The sequence below is a fragment of the Pseudomonas tohonis genome, from assembly GCF_012767755.2.
Taxonomy (GTDB): domain Bacteria; phylum Pseudomonadota; class Gammaproteobacteria; order Pseudomonadales; family Pseudomonadaceae; genus Metapseudomonas; species Metapseudomonas tohonis.
The window spans coordinates 901540-919522 of sequence record NZ_AP023189.1; the positions used below are offsets into that span (position 1 = coordinate 901540).

The 17983-nt window shown below is 69.8% G+C and carries 13 protein-coding genes and 1 riboswitch; of the genes, 4 read left to right on the forward strand and 9 right to left on the reverse strand.

The window, feature by feature from the left end; translation table 11 throughout:
- Window positions 1–43 precede the first annotated feature (43 nt).
- On the reverse strand, window positions 44–2878 hold the full coding sequence (gene uvrA / locus HSX14_RS04190) for an excinuclease ABC subunit UvrA (RefSeq protein ID WP_173178833.1): 2835 nt from the start codon (window positions 2876–2878) through the stop codon (window positions 44–46).
- A 208-nt stretch (window positions 2879–3086) separates the two neighbouring features.
- Here uvrA and HSX14_RS04195 point away from each other — a divergent pair, with 208 nt between their 5' ends.
- The 3 genes from HSX14_RS04195 to HSX14_RS04205 all read left to right on the forward strand — a co-directional run bounded on the left by HSX14_RS04195 (window position 3087) and on the right by HSX14_RS04205 (window position 6557).
- A complete protein-coding gene (locus HSX14_RS04195) occupies window positions 3087–4481 on the forward strand; it encodes an MFS transporter (RefSeq protein ID WP_173178834.1) in 1395 nt (464 codons plus the stop codon).
- Window positions 4482–4490: 9 nt separating this feature from the next.
- Window positions 4491–4982 carry a single-stranded DNA-binding protein gene (locus HSX14_RS04200; protein ID WP_173178835.1) on the forward strand — a complete coding sequence of 164 codons (492 nt, stop codon included), beginning with the start codon at window positions 4491–4493 and terminating at the stop codon, window positions 4980–4982.
- 246 nt (window positions 4983–5228) lie between these two features.
- Complete coding sequence (locus tag HSX14_RS04205) at window positions 5229–6557, forward strand: hypothetical protein (protein WP_173178836.1); 1329 nt, start codon at window positions 5229–5231, stop codon at window positions 6555–6557.
- Here HSX14_RS04205 and HSX14_RS04210 read toward each other — a convergent pair.
- The 8 genes from HSX14_RS04210 to cobG all read right to left on the reverse strand — a co-directional run bounded on the left by HSX14_RS04210 (window position 6545) and on the right by cobG (window position 16410).
- Window positions 6545–7756: a PepSY-associated TM helix domain-containing protein gene (locus HSX14_RS04210; RefSeq protein WP_173178837.1), complete on the reverse strand. Its 1212-nt coding sequence runs from the start codon at window positions 7754–7756 to the stop codon at window positions 6545–6547. The two genes, HSX14_RS04205 and HSX14_RS04210, sit on opposite strands and share 13 nt — an antisense overlap.
- Before the next feature lie 75 nt (window positions 7757–7831).
- A complete protein-coding gene (locus HSX14_RS04215; RefSeq protein ID WP_173178838.1) occupies window positions 7832–10240 on the reverse strand; it encodes a TonB-dependent siderophore receptor in 2409 nt (802 codons plus the stop codon).
- A gap of 152 nt (window positions 10241–10392) precedes the next feature.
- On the reverse strand, window positions 10393–11376 hold the full coding sequence (locus HSX14_RS04220) for a FecR domain-containing protein (protein ID WP_173178839.1): 984 nt from the start codon (window positions 11374–11376) through the stop codon (window positions 10393–10395).
- Entirely contained in the window at window positions 11373–11873 is a 501-nt protein-coding gene (locus tag HSX14_RS04225) for a sigma-70 family RNA polymerase sigma factor (RefSeq protein WP_173178840.1), read from the reverse strand. The genes HSX14_RS04220 and HSX14_RS04225 overlap by 4 nt, the downstream gene beginning before the upstream one ends.
- A 148-nt stretch (window positions 11874–12021) precedes the next feature.
- The gene (gene cobJ, locus HSX14_RS04230) at window positions 12022–13677 is read right to left on the reverse strand and encodes a precorrin-3B C(17)-methyltransferase (protein ID WP_173178841.1); all 1656 of its coding nucleotides are present in this window, start codon (window positions 13675–13677) and stop codon (window positions 12022–12024) included.
- Entirely contained in the window at window positions 13677–14438 is a 762-nt protein-coding gene (locus HSX14_RS04235) for a precorrin-2 C(20)-methyltransferase (RefSeq protein WP_173178842.1), read from the reverse strand. The genes cobJ and HSX14_RS04235 overlap by 1 nt, the downstream gene beginning before the upstream one ends.
- Window positions 14438–15064: a precorrin-8X methylmutase gene (locus HSX14_RS04240; protein WP_173178843.1), complete on the reverse strand. Its 627-nt coding sequence runs from the start codon at window positions 15062–15064 to the stop codon at window positions 14438–14440. The genes HSX14_RS04235 and HSX14_RS04240 overlap by 1 nt, the downstream gene beginning before the upstream one ends.
- Complete coding sequence (gene cobG / locus HSX14_RS04245) at window positions 15061–16410, reverse strand: precorrin-3B synthase (RefSeq protein ID WP_173178844.1); 1350 nt, start codon at window positions 16408–16410, stop codon at window positions 15061–15063. Before cobG ends, HSX14_RS04240 begins: the two co-directional genes overlap by 4 nt.
- Window positions 16411–16486: 76 nt before the next feature.
- A riboswitch (cobalamin riboswitch) is annotated at window positions 16487–16676 on the reverse strand.
- 81 nt (window positions 16677–16757) lie between these two features.
- On the opposite strand from cobG, the gene cbiE reads away from it, so the two are divergent.
- A complete protein-coding gene (gene cbiE, locus HSX14_RS04250) occupies window positions 16758–17963 on the forward strand; it encodes a precorrin-6y C5,15-methyltransferase (decarboxylating) subunit CbiE (RefSeq protein WP_173178845.1) in 1206 nt (401 codons plus the stop codon).
- Window positions 17964–17983: the final 20 nt, after the last annotated feature.

Consider the following 17983-nt stretch of genomic DNA (forward strand, 5'->3'; position numbering starts at 1 on the left):
GCCACCTTCACGGTGCCGGGGCTCTTTCGTTGCTGCCGTACCCTCAGGCGCGATCACGCTCCAGCAGCGGCTTGAGGAAGTGCCCCGTGTGGGACTGCTTCATCTTCGCCACGTCTTCCGGCGTGCCGGTGGCGATGATCTGGCCGCCCTTGGAACCGCCCTCGGGGCCCAGGTCCACCAGCCAGTCGGCCGTCTTGATCACGTCCAGGTTGTGTTCGATCACCACCACCGTGTTGCCGTGGTCGCGCAGGCGGTGCAGCACGTCCAGCAGCTGCTGGATGTCCGCGAAGTGCAGGCCCGTGGTCGGCTCGTCGAGGATGTACAGCGTCTTGCCCGTGTCGCGCTTGGACAGCTCGCGGGACAGCTTCACCCGCTGCGCCTCGCCACCGGACAGCGTGGTCGCCGACTGCCCCAGGCGGATGTAGGAGAGCCCCACGTCCATCAGCGTCTGCAGCTTGCGGGCGATGGCCGGGACGGCGTCGAAGAACTCGCGCGCCTCCTCGATCGTCATGTCCAGCACCTCGGTGATGCTCTTGCCCTTGTAGCGGACTTCCAGGGTCTCGCGGTTGTAGCGTTTTCCCTTGCACACATCGCAGGGCACATAGATGTCCGGCAGGAAGTGCATCTCCACCTTGATCACGCCGTCGCCCTGGCAGGCCTCACAGCGGCCGCCCTTCACGTTGAAGGAGAAGCGCCCCGGCCCGTAGCCACGGGAGCGCGACTCCGCCACGCCGGCGAACAGCTCGCGGATCGGCGTGAACAGCCCGGTATAGGTCGCCGGGTTGGAACGCGGCGTCCGACCGATGGGGCTCTGGTCGATGTCCACCACCTTGTCCAGATGCTGCAGGCCGTCAAAGCTGTCGTGCGGTGCCGCCTCCAGCGTCGTGGCACCGTTCAGCGCGGTGGCGGTGATGGGGAACAGGGTGTTGTTGATCAGCGTCGACTTGCCCGATCCCGACACGCCGGTGATGCAGGTCAGCAACCCGACCGGGATCTCCAGGTTGACGTTCTGCAGGTTGTTGCCACGCGCGCCCTTGAGCAGCAGCGACTTCTTCTTGTCGCGCGGGGTGCGCTTGGCCGGCACGGCGATCTTCACCCGGCCCGACAGGTACTTGCCGGTCAGCGAGTCGGGGTGCGACATCACCTCGTCCGGCGTGCCCTCGGCGACGATCCGGCCGCCATGTACGCCGGCGCCCGGGCCGATGTCGACCACATAGTCGGCGAGGCGGATGGCGTCCTCGTCGTGCTCCACCACTATCACCGTGTTGCCGATGTTGCGCAGGTGGGTGAGGGTGGCCAGCAGGCGCTCGTTGTCCCGCTGGTGCAGGCCGATCGAGGGCTCGTCGAGGATGTACATCACCCCCACCAGGCCGGCGCCGATCTGGCTGGCCAGGCGGATGCGCTGCGCCTCGCCACCGGAGAGGGTGTCGGCGCTGCGATCCAGGGTCAGGTAGTCCAGGCCGACGTTGACCAGGAACTGCAGGCGCTCGCGGATCTCCTTGAGGATCTTGTCGGCGATCTCGCCCTTGCGCCCGGGCAGGCTCAGGTCGCCGAAATAATCGGCGGCATCGCCCACCGGCAGGCCGGTCACCGCCGGCAGTGTCTTCTCGCCCACCCACACATGGCGCGCCTCGCGGCGCAGGCGGGTGCCCCGGCAGTCCGGGCAGGGCTGGGTGCTGAGGAACTTGGCCAGCTCCTCGCGCACCGTGTTCGACTCGGTCTCGCGGTAGCGGCGCTCCAGGTTGGGGATGATCCCCTCGAACGGGTGCGAGCGCTTGACGATGTCGCCACGGTCATTGAGGTAGCGGAAGTCCACGTCCTCTCGGCCGCTGCCGAAGAGGATCGCCTTCTGGTCCTCGGCCGGCAGCTCGTCGAAGGGCTTCTCCAGGCTGAAGCCGTAGTGCGCGGCCAGGGAGCCGAGCATCTGGAAGTAATAGACGTTGCGCCGGTCCCAACCGCGGATCGCACCCTCGGCCAGGGTCAGCTCGCCATTGACCAGGCGCTTGGCGTCGAAGAACTGCTTCACGCCCAGGCCGTCGCAGGTGGGACAGGCGCCAGCCGGGTTGTTGAAGGAGAACAGCTTGGGTTCCAGCTCGCTGATGGAGTGGCCGCAATGGGGGCAGGCGAAGCGCGCGGAGAAAATCACTTCCTCGCCCGGCTCGTCGTCCATCGGCGCCACCAGCGCGATACCGTCGGCGAGGTTGATCGCCGTCTCGAAGGATTCCGCCAGGCGCTGCTGCAGGTCCGCGCGGACCTTGAAGCGGTCCACCACCACATCGATGGAGTGCTTCTTCTGCTTGTCCAGCTTGGGCAGTTCGTCCATCTCGTAGATGCGGCCGTTGACCCGTGCCCGCACGAAGCCCTGGGCGCGCAGCTCGTCGAACACGGCAAGGTGTTCGCCCTTGCGCTCGCGGATCACCGGCGCCAGGAGCATCAGCTTGCGGCCCTCGGGCAGCGCCAGCACCTGGTCCACCATCTGGCTGACGGTCTGCGCCTCCAGCGGCACGTCGTGGTCCGGGCAGCGCGGCGTACCGGCGCGGGCGTAGAGCAGGCGCAGGTAGTCGTAGATCTCGGTGATGGTGCCCACGGTGGAGCGTGGGTTGTGCGACGTGGACTTCTGCTCGATGGAGATGGCCGGCGACAGGCCCTCGATGGTGTCGACATCGGGTTTTTCCATCATCGACAGGAACTGCCGGGCATAGGCCGACAGCGACTCCACGTAGCGGCGCTGGCCCTCGGCGTAGAGCGTGTCGAAGGCCAGCGACGACTTGCCGGAACCGGACAGGCCGGTGATCACGATCAGCTTGTCGCGTGGCAGGGTGAGATCGACATTCTTCAGGTTGTGGGTCCGTGCCCCACGGATCAGGATCTTGTCCACTGCAGCCTCGCTTGGCATGCGGAAACCCGCGATTATACGGCTCGCGCCCACTCTGCGGCAAAGGCGCGCGGCTGTGCTGTAGACCGCCGGGACTGCTAGAATGCGCGACATTTTTTGGCGCCGGCACAGGCCGGGCACCCAGGGTCGGGTGCGTGCGCCGCCGAGGGGCACGACGCATTTCCCCGTATCCGTTTCCCATGAGGAATCTATGCACGACTCCCATTCCGAACGCATGAGCGGTCGCGAGACCCGAGCGGCCAGTGGCCTCGCCCTGGTGTTCGCTTTCCGCATGCTCGGCATGTTCATGGTGCTGCCGGTCCTGGCCACCTACGGGCAGGACCTGGCCGGCGCCACGCCCGCGCTGATCGGCTTGGCCATCGGCGCCTACGGCCTGACCCAGGCGGTGCTGCAGATCCCCTTCGGCATCGTCTCCGACCGCATCGGCCGCCTGCCGGTCATCTATATCGGCCTGCTGATCTTCGCCGCCGGCGCGGTGCTCGCCGCCAACGCCGACTCCATCTGGGGCGTCATCGCCGGCCGCGTGTTGCAGGGCGCCGGTGCCATCTCCGCCGCGGTCATGGCGCTGCTCTCCGACCTCACCCGCGAGCAGCACCGCACCAAGGCCATGGCCATGATCGGCATGAGCATCGGCGTGTCCTTCGCCGTCGCCATGGTGGTCGGCCCCCTGGTCACCCGCGCCTTCGGCCTCTCCGGGCTGTTCTGGGTGACCGCCGTGATGGCCCTGGTGGGCATCGTCATCATCGCCCTGGTGGTGCCGCGTGCCGACCACCCGCTGCAGCACCGCGAATCCGGCGTCGCCCGCCAGGCGCTGCTGCCCACCCTCAGGCACCCCGACCTGCTGCGCCTGGACTTCGGCATCCTCGCCCTGCACGCCGTGCTCATGGCCAGCTTCGTCGCGCTGCCGCTGGCGCTGGTGGAGAAGGCCGGCCTGCCCAAGGAGCAGCACTGGTGGGTCTACCTGACCGCGCTGCTGGTGGGCTTCTTCGGCATGGTGCCCTTCATCATCTATGGCGAGAAAAAACGCCGGATGAAGAACGTGCTGCTCGGTGCCGTCAGCGTGCTGCTGGCCTGCGAACTGTTCTTCTGGGCCTTCGGCGACACCCTGCAGGCGCTGGTCATCGGCACCATCGTCTTCTTCACCGCCTTCAACCTGCTGGAAGCCTCGCTGCCGTCGCTGATCAGCAAGGTCGCCCCGGCCGGCGGCAAGGGCACCGCCATGGGCGTCTACTCCACCAGCCAGTTCCTCGGCGCGGCCCTTGGCGGCATCCTCGGCGGCTTCATGTTCCAGCACGGCGGCCTGTCCGTCGTGTTCATCGGATGCGCTGCCATCTGTGCGATTTGGCTCGCCATTGCTGTTACTATGCGCGAGCCTCCGTATGTCACCAGCCTGCGCCTGCCCTTGTCGGCAGCGGCCATCGGCGATGCCGGTCTGGTGGCGCGATTGCTGGCAACGCCCGGAGTGGCGGATGCCGTAGTGGTGGCCGAAGAAGGCGCCATCTATATCAAGTTGGATACCGAACAATTGGACCGCACGTCCCTGGAGCGCCTGATCAACGCGGCGCCCGAACGTGCTGAAGCCTAGGAGAACGTTATGGCCCGTGGGGTTAACAAAGTCATTCTGGTTGGCAACGTCGGCGGCGATCCCGAAGTCCGCTACATGCCCAACGGCAACGCCGTGACCAACGTCACCCTGGCCACCAGCGAAAGCTGGAAGGACAAGCAGACCGGCCAGCAGCAGGAACGCACCGAGTGGCACCGCGTGGTGTTCTTCGGCCGCCTCGCCGAGATCGCCGGCGAGTACCTGCGCAAGGGCTCGCAGGTCTATGTCGAAGGCACCCTGCGCACCCGCGAATGGGAAAAGGACGGCGTCAAGCGCTACACCACCGAGATCGTCGTCGACATCAACGGCCAGATGCAGCTGCTCGGCGGCCGTCCCGGCAACGATGGCGACTCCGCGCCCCGCGCCCCGCGTCCGCAGCGCGAGCCGCAACAGTCCGCCCCGCGCGAACAGCGTCCGGCTCCCCAGCCCGCCGCCCAGCCGGCCCCGGACTACGACAGCTTCGACGACGACATCCCGTTCTGAGTCGAGCCGTTCGGCACAGACAAAGGCGCAGCCCCCCGGCTGCGCCTTTTTCGTTTCTGAAGGAGGAAACGACCCTCGGCGACCCGGTTGTCCACAGCCGGCCTTTGGCCTGTGAGATCAGCCTGCAGCCCCCGTGGGGCGGGACTTTGTGAATGCAGCATCACATTCAGGCCAGGCTCTGGACGCTGGAAAACCGCCTCTATAGGCTTGCCCACCACTCCATCGACCGCCTTCCCGGAACCCACCATGCGACTCAACGGATTGACCGCCGTTCTGCTTCTGGCCGGCCTGCCCCTGTGCAGCATCGCCAGCCCCTACCAGACCCTCGCCCGTGACGCGGAAAACAGCGCCCGCTGGGGCCTGCTCGGCAGTGCCGCCGAGCAGTACCGCGCCATCCTCGCCGACCCGGGCCTGAGCGCCAGCCACCCCCGCGCGCGCCTGGCCCTGGCCAAGGTCCATGCCGACGCCCTCGACTACCCGGCCGCCAAGGCCGAGCTGGCGCGGCTCAAGCAGGACGTCCCCGACTCCGCGGAGGCCAGGGAAGGCGCCAAGCTGGCCAAGCGCATCGCCAGGAAGCTCAAGACCCACACCTTCGGCGGCCGCGTCGCCGTGGCCCGGGTGCATGACACCGACACCGCCAACGCCAGCGCCGGCATGACCCAGGACCCCTCGTTCGATGACGAAGACGACGAGGACATGGACGACATGGCCTTCGAGGACGACGACAGCCTCGACGACCTGCTCGACGACATCGACCTGGACGAAGACGACCTGGCCGACGACGGCGAGGAAGACGACGACACCGCGCCCACCCCGGTCGCCAAGCCCAAGTCCACCGTCCACGACAACCGCTGGCAGGCCTCCGGCAGCCTGCGCTACGGCTACGGCTTCGACGACCGTGGCAGCCGCTGGAACCTCGGCGCCAACATCGCCCAGGCCCGCCAGGACGACCGCGACGAACTCAACCGGCAGACCTGGGCGGTCTCCACCGGCCCCACCTTCGTCATCCCGGCCTGGCGCCTGAAGATCAACGCCACCGTCACCTACCTGCAGCTCTACAAGGACCACCAGTACGACCTCTCCAGCACCATCTGGTCCCTGGGCGCCAGCCACAAGCTGAACCGCGTACTGGAGCTGTACAGCCGCTACAACTACGAGAACCGTGGCCTGGAAAACGACAGCCCGCTGGACATCGACGTCGACACCTTCAAGGTCGGCACCCGCTTCAAGCCCACCGGCAAGGACAGCTTCGACCTCAGCTACTCGCCCAAGGTGGAAGACAACGACACGCGCAACAAGGACAAGGAGCAGCAAGGCTGGAAGATCAGCTACGCCCGCAAGCTGCCCTGGGACAGCTTCGCCAGCGTCGCCTACAGCCGCCGTCACACCGACTTCGAGCACGACCCTTCCGGCAAGGAAGAGGACGAGACCAAGCACATCGTCACCCTCGGTCACAAACTCACCAAGGACCTGGTGATGACCCTCAGCTACGAGCACAAGGACAAGGACTCCAACCTGCCCAGTCGTGACACGAACAACGAAAGCACCGCCCTCGGCCTGAGCTACAAGTTCTGACCGGAAGCGGCTCGCCGCCCCTCGCGGGCGCGGGCCGCGCTGGCGCGCCGGGCCTGCCGCTTGCGCCACCAGATGACCACGCCGGTGACGCTCAGCCCGGCGATGGCCACCCCCAGCAGCGCGATCACGATGCGCCCCGGCAACCCCGCGATGCGCCCGCCGTGGATCGGCGCCTGTAGCCGGTAGAAACGTTCACCCGGCGTGCCGCGCCCGGCGATCTCCTCGCCGATCAGGCGGCCGTCGGTGCCGTGGAAGAACAGCCAGGACTTGTCCATCGGGTTGGCATCGTGGCCCCCGAATCCCGCCCCGAAGAAGTTGTACTCGACGCTGTAGTACAGCTCGCCGATCGCCCCCTCGATGCCCTGCCGCGCGCCTTCCGCCTGCGCCAGCGTGTACACCTGCTGGTAGTCCAGGCGCGTCTCCCCCAGTGCCTCGCGGGGCATCTGGCTGCGCTGCTGGTAGGTGCTCGGCGGCGCCTCGGAGAACAGCGACACCACCGGCTTGAACACCTGCTCCGGCAGGTTCATCGCCACGCTGCTCACCGCCACCGGCAGGAGCAGCAGCCACAGCCAGAGCCCGCCGGCGCGGTGCAGGTCGAGGGTGCGCCGGTAGTGTCCGGCGCCGCGCTTCAGCGTCCAGGCCGTCCACCATTTCTTCAGGAAGGGCCGGCCACGGGGCAGGGTCAGCCAGGCGCCGGCGAAGCAGTCGATGACCCAGAGGATCGCCACCAGCCCCATCAGGATCAGCCCCCAGTTGCCCGGCAGCGCCAGGTTGTAGTGGAACTCCAGCAGGAAGGGGATGACGTTCTGCGCCTGCAGGCAGCAGGCGCCCCACTGGCGCATGCCCAGCTCGGCGCCGCTCACCGGGTCCAGGTAGATCACCCGGTGGTGCAGGTCGTAGGGCGCGCCGGTGGCCGGGTCGGTACGCGGCACCGCCGCCATCAGCGCGGCGTGGCCGGCTTCGTCCGGGACCTCCATGTACCAGACCTGCAGGCGCGGCTCGGCGCCCTCGATGCGCTGCACCAGCTCGCCCGGCGACAGCAGCGGCCCCTGCGCGGGCGCGTGGTAGAAGGCCGGGTTCAGCCATTCGTCGATCTCGTGCTGGAAGGCCAGCACGCTGCCGGTGAGCCCGGCGAGGGCGAGGAACAGCGCGGTGGCCAGGCCGAGGTAGCGGTGCAGCAGGACGATAAGGGGGCGCATGGGCGCTTTCCTGTGGATAAGTCTGTCACGCACATGAACGGGGCCGCCCCGGTGGCGGCCCCGTCCAGGCACCGGTCAGAACTGGTAGCTGAGGGTGGCGGTGACGTTGCGCTGCTCGCCGAAGTAGCAGAAATCCAGGCTGTAGCAGGAGGCGATGTAATCCTCGTCCAGCAGGTTGTTGGCGTTCAGGCTGATGTCCATGCCCGGCAGCCCCACTTTGCCCAGGTCATAACCGACCAGCGCGTCGATCAGGGTGTAGGAGGGCACGTGCAGGGTGTTGGCCCTGTCCGCCCAGCTCTGGCCGACGTAGCGCGCGCCGAGGCCGGTGCGCAGGCCGTCCAGGGCGCCGGCGTCGAAGCCGTACTCGCCCCAGATGGACGCCATGTGGCGCGGTGCCTGGTTCGGCGTGTTGCCCTGGGTGCCGTCCAGCGACTTGGAATAGGTGATGTCGGTGAAGGTGTAGCTGGCCAGCACCTTGAGGTTCTGGGTCACCTGGGTGTTGGCTTCCAGCTCCAGGCCCTGGGAGCGCACTTCGCCCACCGGGGTGTACCAGTCCTGCTGCGGCAGCTTGGAGGCGACGTTCTGCTGGACGATATGGAACAGCGAGGCGGTGTACAGGCTGTCGCTGCCCACCGGCTGGAACTTCACCCCGGCCTCCCATTGCTTGCCCTCGGTGGGTTCCAGGGGCTTGCCGGCCTGGTCCGAATAGGCGTTGGGGTTGAAGGATTCGGAATAGCTGAGGTACGGCGCCACGCCGTTGTCGAACAGGTACAGCGCGCCGAGGCGCCCGGTGAACTTGCTGCGGCGCTCGTCCGACTTGCTGCCGGCGCTCAGGTTCTTGTCCGAGACCTCGACCCAGTCCTCGCGCAGGCCGATGGAGAAGCGCCACTGGCCGAGGTCGACCAGGTCCTGCAGGTAGAGGCCGGTCTGCTCCAGGCGGCGGTCGTGCTCCGTCTGGCCGTAGCCCACCAGGGCATCGTTGCCGTACACCGGGTTGAAGGCATCGATCGGTGCGAGGGCGGCGGAGCCCCAGGTCACGTCGGTCTTGCGCTTCTGGTAGTCCAGGCCCATCAGCAGCGTATGGCGCAGGGCGCCGGTGTCGAATTCGGCCTGGACCATGTTGTCGACGATGTAGGCCTTCAGGTCCTCGGTGGCATCGGTGTAGTAGCGGTTCAGCTCGGTGGGCGAGGCCCAGCCGTAGGCGTACGCCTGCTGCATGCTCACGTCGGAACTGAGGTAGCGGAAGCTCTGCCGCGCCGTCCACACGTCATCGAAGCGGTGCTCCAGCTGGTAGCCGAACATGCGCTGGGTGCGGTCGAAGGCTTCCAGGTCCGGCTCGCCGTCGAAGAAGTCGCGGCCGATGCGCTGGCCGCCACGCTGGTACAGGGTGCCCTCGGCCGGTACGCCGCCGTGGTAGCCGCCGTTCGGGTCGTGTTGCAGGTAGCTCTGCAGGGTCAGGCTGGTGTCTTCGCTGAAGTCGATGGACAGGGTCGGCGCGATGGCATAGCGCTCCTCCTTGATGTGGTCGTACTGGGTGTCGGAGCCCTCGCCCAGGCCCACCAGGCGATAGGCGATGCGCTTGTCCTCGTCCAGCGGGCCGCTGAAATCGAAGCCCATGCCCTTCTGGCCCATGTTGCCCACGCTGGCCTGCACCTGGTGGTAGTCCTCGTAGAGCGGCTTCTTGCTGGTCAGCGCCACCAGGCCCCCCGGCAGGCTGCGGCCGTAGAGCACCGAGGACGGCCCCTTGAGCACGTCGATGCGTTCGAGGAAGTACGGGTCCACCTGCAGCGAGCTGTAGGTGCCGCTGTCGCCCATGGTCTTCAGGCCGTCCAGGAAGACGTTGTCCACGCTGTTGTCGGCGAAGCCGCGCATCACGATGTAGTCGTAGCGGTTCGAGGCGCCCACCTGGCCGGTGAAGATGCCGGGCGTGTAGCGCACCGCCTGCTGCACGCTCTTGGAGCCCTGGTCGTCGATCTGCTCGCGGGTCACCACCGAGACGGTCTGCGAGGTTTCCAGCAGCGCCTTGCTGGTCTTGGTGGCGATCTGGCTGTGGGTGGCCAGGTAGCCCTCCTCGCTGCCCAGCGCATTGCCCAGGGCGAACACCTGGGTCGAGGGCACCTCCAGCGCGCCCTGGGTCTTCACCTCACGCAGCACGTAGCTGCCACCGCCCAGGTTCTCGGCCTGCAACGGCGTGTCGCCGAGCAGGCGGCCCAGCGCGCCGTCCACCGACCAGGCGCCGTTCAAGCCCGGGGATCGCAGGCCACGGGTCTGCTCCGGGGTGGCGGAGAGATTGATCCCGGCTTCGCGGGCGAAGCGGTTGAGCACCTCGTCCAGCGGCCCGGCGGGGATCGCATAGCTGCGGCTGGCGGCGCTCGTGGCTTCCTCGGCGAAGGCCGGCGCGCCCAGCAGCGGGGCGGCCAGTGCGGCGGAGAGCAGGGCGCCGCGAACGGCAAGAGCGAGACGGGAGGCGCGAGGTGCGGTCATGAAGGCTTCCGTGAAAGGCAAAGGTTAATGGGATTCATTCCCCTTGCCGGACGTTGCGGAAAAACCCGCCAAAAAAGTTTCGAGCCCCTCGGCGCGCCTGCCACCTGTAGGGGCGAATTCATTCGCCCGCTTTTGCACCAGGCTGCTTGCAGTCAAACCCTGGCCTGCACCGTCACCCACCAGCGCGTGCGGTAGTGCACCTCCACCGGCAGCGTGCGGGTCAGCAGTTCCAGCAGCTTGTCGGTGTCGTCCAGGCGGTACACGCCGGAGAGGCGCAGGTCGGCGATGGACTCGCTGCAGGCCAGGCGGCCGTTGCGGTAGCGCGAGACTTCGGCGAGGAAGTCGGCCAGGCGCATGCCTCGGGTGACGATCAACCCGTCGGCCCAGGCGGCCGCGTCCATGTCCGGCGCCTCCAGCGCTCGGGCGGCGTACTCGCCGACTTCGAAGCGCTGGCCGGCACCGGCCACCACAGCGCCGGTGCCGGCCAGCGGGGCGATGCTCACCGTGCCCTCGGTGACGCTCAGGCGGGTGGCGGCCTGCTCCTGGCGCACCACGAAGCGGCCGCCCAGGGTCTCGAACAGGCCGTGGCGGGTGCGCACGCGCAGGGGGCGCGGGACGCCCGTCGTGGCGTCATGGCTGCCGTCGACGAGGATCTCGCCACGCTCTAGGAGCACCAGGCGCTGGCGCTGGTCGAAGCGCAGGTCCACCGCGCTGTCGGTGTTCAGGTGCAGGCGCGTGCCGTCGGCCAGCGCCACGCGGCGACGCTCGCCGACGGCGGTGCCGTAGTCGGCGGTCAGGCGCGGCCAGGGCGTCAGGTCGCGGGCCAGCCACAGGGCGGAACCGCTGACCATGGCCGCCGACAGCAGCTTCAGGGCCTGGCGGCGACGCAGGCGCTGCGTCGAGGTTTCCAGGGTCTGCATCACCGTGCCGGCGCCGGGCACCGCTTTCAGCGTGCTGGAGAGCTCATCGTCCAATACCTGCACGCGCTGCCAGGCCTGCTCGTGGTCCTGGTGGGCGGCACGCCAGTGGTCGCAGGCGCGCTGCAGCTCGGCATCGCCCGCGGCGGAACGCAGGCGCACCAGCCAGTGGATGGCCTGGCGCACCACCTGTGCATCGGCCTGGCGTGACGCGCTCATTCGGCGAACCGCAGCTGGTAGCAGTGGAACAGGGCATCGGCGACATGGCGTTCCACCGAGCGCAGGGAAATGCCCATGCGCTCGGCCACCTGGGCGTGGGTCAGGCCCTCGCACTGGGCCAGCAGGAAGGCGGTGCGCACCTTCGGCTTCAGGCCATCGAGCAGGCGCGCGATGCTCTCCAGCAGCTCGAGGATCAGCTCGCGCTCCTCCAGGCTCGGCGTCGCCGCTTCGGGCAGCAGGGCGAGGGACTCCCTGTAGGCGCGCTCCAGTTCCTCGCGGCGCCAGTGGTCGATCACTAGCCCCCGCGCGATGGTGCGCAGGAAGGCGCGCGGGGTGGCGATCTCCAGCTGCTCGCGGCGGGCGAGCAGGCGCAGGAAGGTGTCCTGCGCCAGGTCGGCGGCATCGGCGGCGTTGCCGAGGCGGCCGCGCAGCCAGTTCTTCAGCCAGCCGTGATGGTCGCTGTAGAGGCGTTGCACGCTGAGGTGGGACGACGGCATGGGGTCACCGAAGAATCGGTAGCAAATGAAAATTAGTCGCATTTTCTTGATGCGCGCGGGGATTTGCAACGTCGGCGTGCAGGAAAGGGGCGGCCGGTCATGCCGAACCGCCCGTCCCCGTCGGCCCCTGCCAGGCGCGGGTGTCGCCTCAGCGATACCAGCGCGGCGTGTACACCCAGTCCTGGCCGTCGGGGCGGGGAATGCGCCGGGTGAGGGACGAGCCGATGATCACCAGGGTGCGCATGTCCACCTGCTCCGGGCGCAGCTCGCCGAGGCTGGTGAGGGTCAGCGCTTCCGCCGGGCGACCGATGTCACGGCCCAGCACGACCACGGTTTCCGGGCGGCGGTGGCGCGCGACGATTTCCAGGGCGCGCGCCAGCTGCCAGGGGCGCGCCCTGGAGATGGGGTTGTAGAAGGCCATGGCCAGGTCGGCGGCGCCGGCGTGGTCCAGGCGCTGCTCGATCACTTCCCAGGGCTTGAGGTTGTCCGAGAGCGAGATCAGGCAGAAATCGTGGCCCAGGGGGGCGCCGGCCTTGGCGGCGGTGGCCAGGGCGGCGGAGACGCCGGGGAACACCTGCAGCTCCACCTGCAGCCAGCGTGGGTCGCGGTTGTCGTCCAGGGCTTCGAGCACGGCGGCGGCCATGGCGAACACGCCCGGGTCGCCCGAGGACACCACCACCACCCGACGGCCGCTGGCGGCCAGCTCGAAGGCGTGGCGGGCGCGTTGCAGTTCCTCGCGGTTGTCGGTGCAGTGCAGCACCTGCTCCGGGCGGAAGGGCCCGGCCATGCGGATGTAGGTTTCGTAGCCCAGCAGGTCCTCGGCCTCGTCCAGGGCGCGGCGGGTGGCCGGCACCATGAACTCGGCGGCGCCCGGGCCCAGGCCCACCACCGTCAGGCGGCCACGGCGCCGGCCGATGCGCTCCACCTCCAGCGGCTGCGCGGCGCGGTACAGGCGGATGCCCGAAAGGTGCTGGTGCAGGGGCGGCAGCGCCGTCTCGTCGACCACGAAGCGCAGCGGCACGCCGAGTTCGTCGGCGCAGCTGGCCAGCGCGGCATCGGTCATGCGTGCGGGGGCGGCCAACAGGCAGGCGAGGGCGCCACTGGCCAGCCCGGCGGTGGCCAGGGCCTGGCGCACGCCGGCTGCATCCGCATCACCGTCGATGCGCGCAGCCACCACGCGGGGGTGGATCAGCAGCTCGTCGCGGGCGTCCACGCGCTGCTCGGCGGTGACATGGATGACCCGCCGGGCCTGATCCGCCAGGGGCAGGTTGGCCGCCTCCAGCCAGGGCGCCTCGCCCTCGACGCGGACGGACTCGCCGCCCAGCAGGTCGGAGACGAAGCGCTTGCCCTGCTCGATATCGGCCAGGGCATAACCCGCTGGCGGTTCCAGCAGGCAGGTGCCGAAGCGCAGCTCGCCGCTGGTGGTGATGGCCGGGGCCACTTCCAGCTGCGCGGCGATCTCGCGGGCCATGCGGTTGACCCCGCCGAGCCCGCCCAGCAGCGGCACCACGGCGCTGCCGTCCTCGGCCACCGCCAGCACCGGCGGCTCGGCGCCCTTGCCGGCCAGCTGCGCGGCAAGGCTGCGGATGAGTATGCCGGCCGCGCACAGGGCGATGATCGGCCTGTCGTCGCGGTAGAGCCCGCGCAAGGTCTCGCCGAACTCGGCGTAGGTCGCGTCGGCACCCTCGACGCGCCCGGCCAGGCCGAGCACGCGTGCCTGTGGATAAAGCGCCTGGATGCGCCGGGCGACGGGCAGGCCGCCGCTGCCGAGCAGCAGGATGGCCGGGGCCTTGCGTGGGTCCATCAGCCTCTCCACTTCTGGCCGGGGACCAGGATCATCGAGAAGTAGGGCGAGGCCATCGGGTCCACCTCATGCAGCGGCAGGATGCGCTGGTTGCTCATGGTGGCGCGCTCCACGTAATGGGCGCGGCCGTCCAGGCCCAGCTCGCCGAGCACCCGGCGCACCTTGTCGAAGTTGCGCCCGAGCTTCATCACCACCGCCGCCTCGGCGTCCGCCAGGCGCGCCTTCAGTTCATCCTCCGGCAGCACGCCGGAGAGCACCGACAGGCTCTGGTTGCGGTACACCAGCGGCAGGCCGAGCACCGCGGCGCTGCCCAGCATGGAGCACACGCCCGGCACCACCTCGGCTTCGTAGCGCCCGGCCAGGCGGTCGTGCAGGTACATGTAGGAGCCGTAGAAGAACGGGTCGCCCTCGCAGATCACCGCCACGTCGCGCCCGGCCTCCAGGTGCTGGGCGACCTGCTCGGCGGCGGTGTCGTAGAAGTCGCTGATCACATCCTCGTAGGACAGCGGCGGCTCCAGCTTCTCGGTGGTCACCGGGTAGACCAGCGGCATGCGCTGCTGCGACTCCACCAGGTGCTGCTCGATGATGCCGAAGGCATTGCCGCCCTGGCCCAGGTTGGCCTTCGCCTTGGCCACGAAGTAGCCGACCACCGGGGCCGACTGCAGCAGGCGCAGGGCCTTGAGGGTGATCAGCTCGGGGTCGCCGGGGCCGACGCCCAGGCCGATCAGGCGGCCCTTGCCGGCGCGTTCCTGTGCACCCATCACTCCACCTCCGTGGCCAGGGCGTTGATCGCCGCTGCGGCCATCGCGCTGCCGCCACGGCGCCCGCGCACGATCACGTAGGGCACGCCACGGCTGTCGGCGGCGAGCATGTCCTTGGATTCCGCCGCGCCGACGAAGCCCACCGGGAAGCCGAGGATCAGCGCCGGCTTCGGCGCGCCGGCGTCGAGCATCTCCAGCAGGTAGAAGAGCGCGGTGGGGGCATTGCCGATCACCACCACGCTGCCTTCCAGGCGTTCCCGCCAGTGTTCCAGGGCCACCGCCGAGCGGGTGTTGCCCAGCGTGCGGGCGAGCTCCGGCACGCTGGCGTCGTTGAGGGTGCAGATCACCTCGTTGTTCGCCGGCAGGCGCGCACGGGTCACGCCCTCGGCCACCATGCGCGCGTCGCAGAGGATCGGCGCGCCGGCGGCGATGGCCGCGCGGCCGGCGGCACCGGCGCCGGGGGAGAAGCGCAGGTCCTGCACCACGTCGACCATGCCGCAGGCGTGGATCACGCGCACGGCGAGCTTCTCCAGGTCCGGCGGGATGGCGGAGAGGTCCGCCTCGGCGCGGATGATGGAGAAGGAATGGCGATAGATCTCCTGACCATCGCGGATGTAATCGATCATTCGGTGGAGCTCCAGCTGTCAGGCGCGGCGGCCAGCCAGGCGGCCGCCGCGTGTATGTCCAGGTCGCGCGCCAGCGGGCGGCCGAAGCCACCGGCGCCGTCGTCGCGTCGATAGAGGTCGTAGTGGCCGTCGCCCGTGGCCAGCAGGGTCAGCGGCGCCACATGGGCGGCGGCGCAGGAGCGCGGGCAGCCGCACAGGTGCACCCGCGCGCCGTCGGGCAGTGTGGCGGCGAGGGTCAGGGCGTCGGCCTTGGTGTCGGCCAGGCCCTTGGCGCAGCCGGCCGACCCGGTGCAGGCCTGGAGGCGCGCCAGTGGCGCGTCGGCCTCGGTGCACAGGCCCAGGGCGGCGAGCCCGGCCAGCAGCGGGGCGGTTTCCCGTTCCGGCACGTTGGGCAGCAGCACGGATTGCCAGGGCGTCACGTGCAGGCTGCCGTCGCCGTGGCGCCGGGCCAGTTCGGCGAGGGCCAGCAACTGGCCCGCCTGCAGGCGCCCCAGGGGCGGGAGTGCGCCGACCAGCCACAGCCCGGCCTGCGCCTGCGGCAGCACGCCGATGGGGCGCAGGTCGGTGGCGGCGCGGCGCCAGCCACCGGCGTCCAGCAGGGGGAAGGGCAGGCGCTGGCGCAGCTCGGCCAGCAGCTGATCGGCGCCGAGGCTGCCGAGCAGGTCGCGCATGCGCGCCTGCTGCGGCGCGGCCCGTTCGAGGAAGAGCTCGAGCAGCGCTTCCACCAGGGCCGGCACCCGGGCGCCGGGCACCGCCGCCAGGGCGGGCGGGTCGCTGGCCTCCCGGGGCGGACAGCCGGCCAGGCCAAAGGCGAACAGGCCGTCCTTGCCGGGCTCCATGGCGGCCAGCCAGATGTCGTTGGGGTGGTCGAGCATCGCCAGGCCCTCGCCGCCGTCCAGCAGCAGGGCGAACTTGGGCGAGAGCGCGTGGAAGCGCGGGTTGTCCTCCAGCAGGGCCAGCAGGCGCGTGGCCAGCGGACGGACGTCCTGCAGCGCGCTCGGGTCGAGCCCGGCGGCGGGGCTGACCATCAGGTTGCGCACATCGTCCGCACCCGGCGTCGCGGCGCCCAGGCCGATGGCCAGCAGCTCGGCGATCAGCGCCTGTTCGCGGCCCGGATGCACGCCACGGATCTGCAGGTTGGCGCGGTTGGTGGCCTCCAGCACGCCGCCGGAATACCCGTGGGCGGCCAGCGCCAGGGCCTCGGCGGCACCGGCTTGCAGGCGGCCGCAGGGCAGCTTGATGCGGCAGATGCCGCCGTCCTTCGCCGGGACGATGCGCAGCAGCCCCGGGCAGGCCGAGGGGCGGACGGATGGAGCGCTGGAGGGAGCGTGGTTCACCGTGGTCACCGGGTCAGTTGCCGCGGCGACCGTGTCCCCCCGCAAGGGAACCCTGGCACCGAGACACCCCGCTCGATGCGTGCACACGCGACTGGTGTCACCGGCAGGTCTCCTGGCTGGCAGGTCGGTATCCGTCGCGGCCTTCCCGGTTTCCCAGTGGCACGGATCGCGAGGACTCGCTGCATACAGTTGCGGGGGCAGCCACGGCTTTGACCGTGTTCCCTCTTAGGCCGGGCGCAGTGGGCGCTCCGGCAACCGGTGAAGGGCGCTATTATGCCCGCTTTGCACGGCTGTGGGATGCGGCTGGTTGTCGGATGCCCAATGGACGCGGCACGGTCGGATACGAGGAAAACTGCATGCAGCCCTGGCTGACGCTGGTGGGGATAGGCGAGGACGGCTACGCCGGCCTGGGCAAGGCCGCGCGCCATGCCCTGCTGGCCGCCGAGGAGGTGGTGGGCGCGCCGCGCCAGCTGGAATTGCTGCCCCGCTGCATCCGCGCCCGGCGCAGCGCCTGGCCCAGCCCCTTCACCCTGGAGCCGTTGCTGCAGCGTCGTGGCGCGCCGGTGTGCGTGCTGGCCAGCGGCGACCCGATGCTGTTCGGCGTGGGGGCCAGCCTTGCACGGCAGCTGCCCGCCGAGGAGCTGCGCGTACTGCCGGCCCCCTCGTCCGCCTCCCTCGCCGCCGCGCGCCTGGGCTGGCCGTTGCAGGACGCCACGCTGGTCTCCCTGGTGGCGCGTCCGTTGGCGGCGCTCAACCTGCATCTGCATGACGGCGCCCGCCTGCTGGTGCTGAGCAATGACGGCGACAGCCCTGCCGCCATCGCCGCGCTGCTGGCCGAGAGGGGCTTCGGGCCCAGCGCCATGACCGTGCTGGAACACCTGGGCGGCCCGGCCGAACGGCGCATCGACGGCGTCGCCGGCGACTGGTCCGCCACCCGGGTCGCGGCCCTCAACCTGGTCGCCATCGACTGCCGTGCCGGCGAGCAGGCCCGCCACCTGCCGCTGACCTGCGGCCTGCCGGACGACGCCTACCGCCACGACGGCCAACTGACCAAGCGCGACGTGCGCGCCATCACCCTCGCGCGCCTGGCGCCGCGACCGGGGCAACTGCTCTGGGACGTGGGTGCCGGCAGCGGCTCCATCGGCATCGAGTGGATGCGTGCCCACCCGGGCTGCCGTGCCATCGCCGTCGAGGCCGACGAAGGCCGCCAGGGGCATATCCGCCACAACCGCGACGCCCTCGGCGTGCCCGGCCTGCAACTGGTGGCCGGCCAGGCCCCCGCCGCACTCGATGGCCTGCCCGCGCCCGATGCGGTGTTCATCGGCGGCGGCGTCACCGAGCCCGGCGTGCTGGAGCAGTGCTGGGGCCGGCTCAAGCCCGGCGGCCGCCTGGTGGCCAACGCCGTGACCCTGCAGAGCGAGGCGGTGCTGGTGGCCTTCCGCGACGCCCATGGCGGCGAGCTGACCCGCATCGCCATCGCCCAGGCCCAGCCCCTGGGTGGCTTCGACACCTGGCGCTCGGCATTGCCCATCACCCTCCTCGAGGTGGTGAAGCATGCGTAGCTGGGTGCCGAGCGCAGCGG

What these genes read in the sequence shown, in the direction of transcription:
- HSX14_RS04195 (WP_173178834.1), top strand. Translation starts at nt 3,087, where the DNA reads ATGCACGACTCCCATTCCGAACGCATGAGCGGTCGCGAGACCCGAGCG.
- HSX14_RS04200 (WP_173178835.1), top strand. Translation starts at nt 4,491, where the DNA reads ATGGCCCGTGGGGTTAACAAAGTCATTCTGGTTGGCAACGTCGGCGGC.
- HSX14_RS04205 (WP_173178836.1), top strand. Translation starts at nt 5,229, where the DNA reads ATGCGACTCAACGGATTGACCGCCGTTCTGCTTCTGGCCGGCCTGCCC.
- HSX14_RS04210 (WP_173178837.1), bottom strand. Translation starts at nt 7,756, where the DNA reads ATGCGCCCCCTTATCGTCCTGCTGCACCGCTACCTCGGCCTGGCCACC.
- HSX14_RS04215 (WP_173178838.1), bottom strand. Translation starts at nt 10,240, where the DNA reads ATGACCGCACCTCGCGCCTCCCGTCTCGCTCTTGCCGTTCGCGGCGCC.
- HSX14_RS04220 (WP_173178839.1), bottom strand. Translation starts at nt 11,376, where the DNA reads ATGAGCGCGTCACGCCAGGCCGATGCACAGGTGGTGCGCCAGGCCATC.
- HSX14_RS04225 (WP_173178840.1), bottom strand. Translation starts at nt 11,873, where the DNA reads ATGCCGTCGTCCCACCTCAGCGTGCAACGCCTCTACAGCGACCATCAC.
- cobJ (WP_173178841.1), bottom strand. Translation starts at nt 13,677, where the DNA reads ATGGACCCACGCAAGGCCCCGGCCATCCTGCTGCTCGGCAGCGGCGGC.
- HSX14_RS04235 (WP_173178842.1), bottom strand. Translation starts at nt 14,438, where the DNA reads ATGGGTGCACAGGAACGCGCCGGCAAGGGCCGCCTGATCGGCCTGGGC.
- HSX14_RS04240 (WP_173178843.1), bottom strand. Translation starts at nt 15,064, where the DNA reads ATGATCGATTACATCCGCGATGGTCAGGAGATCTATCGCCATTCCTTC.
- cbiE (WP_173178845.1), top strand. Translation starts at nt 16,758, where the DNA reads ATGCAGCCCTGGCTGACGCTGGTGGGGATAGGCGAGGACGGCTACGCC.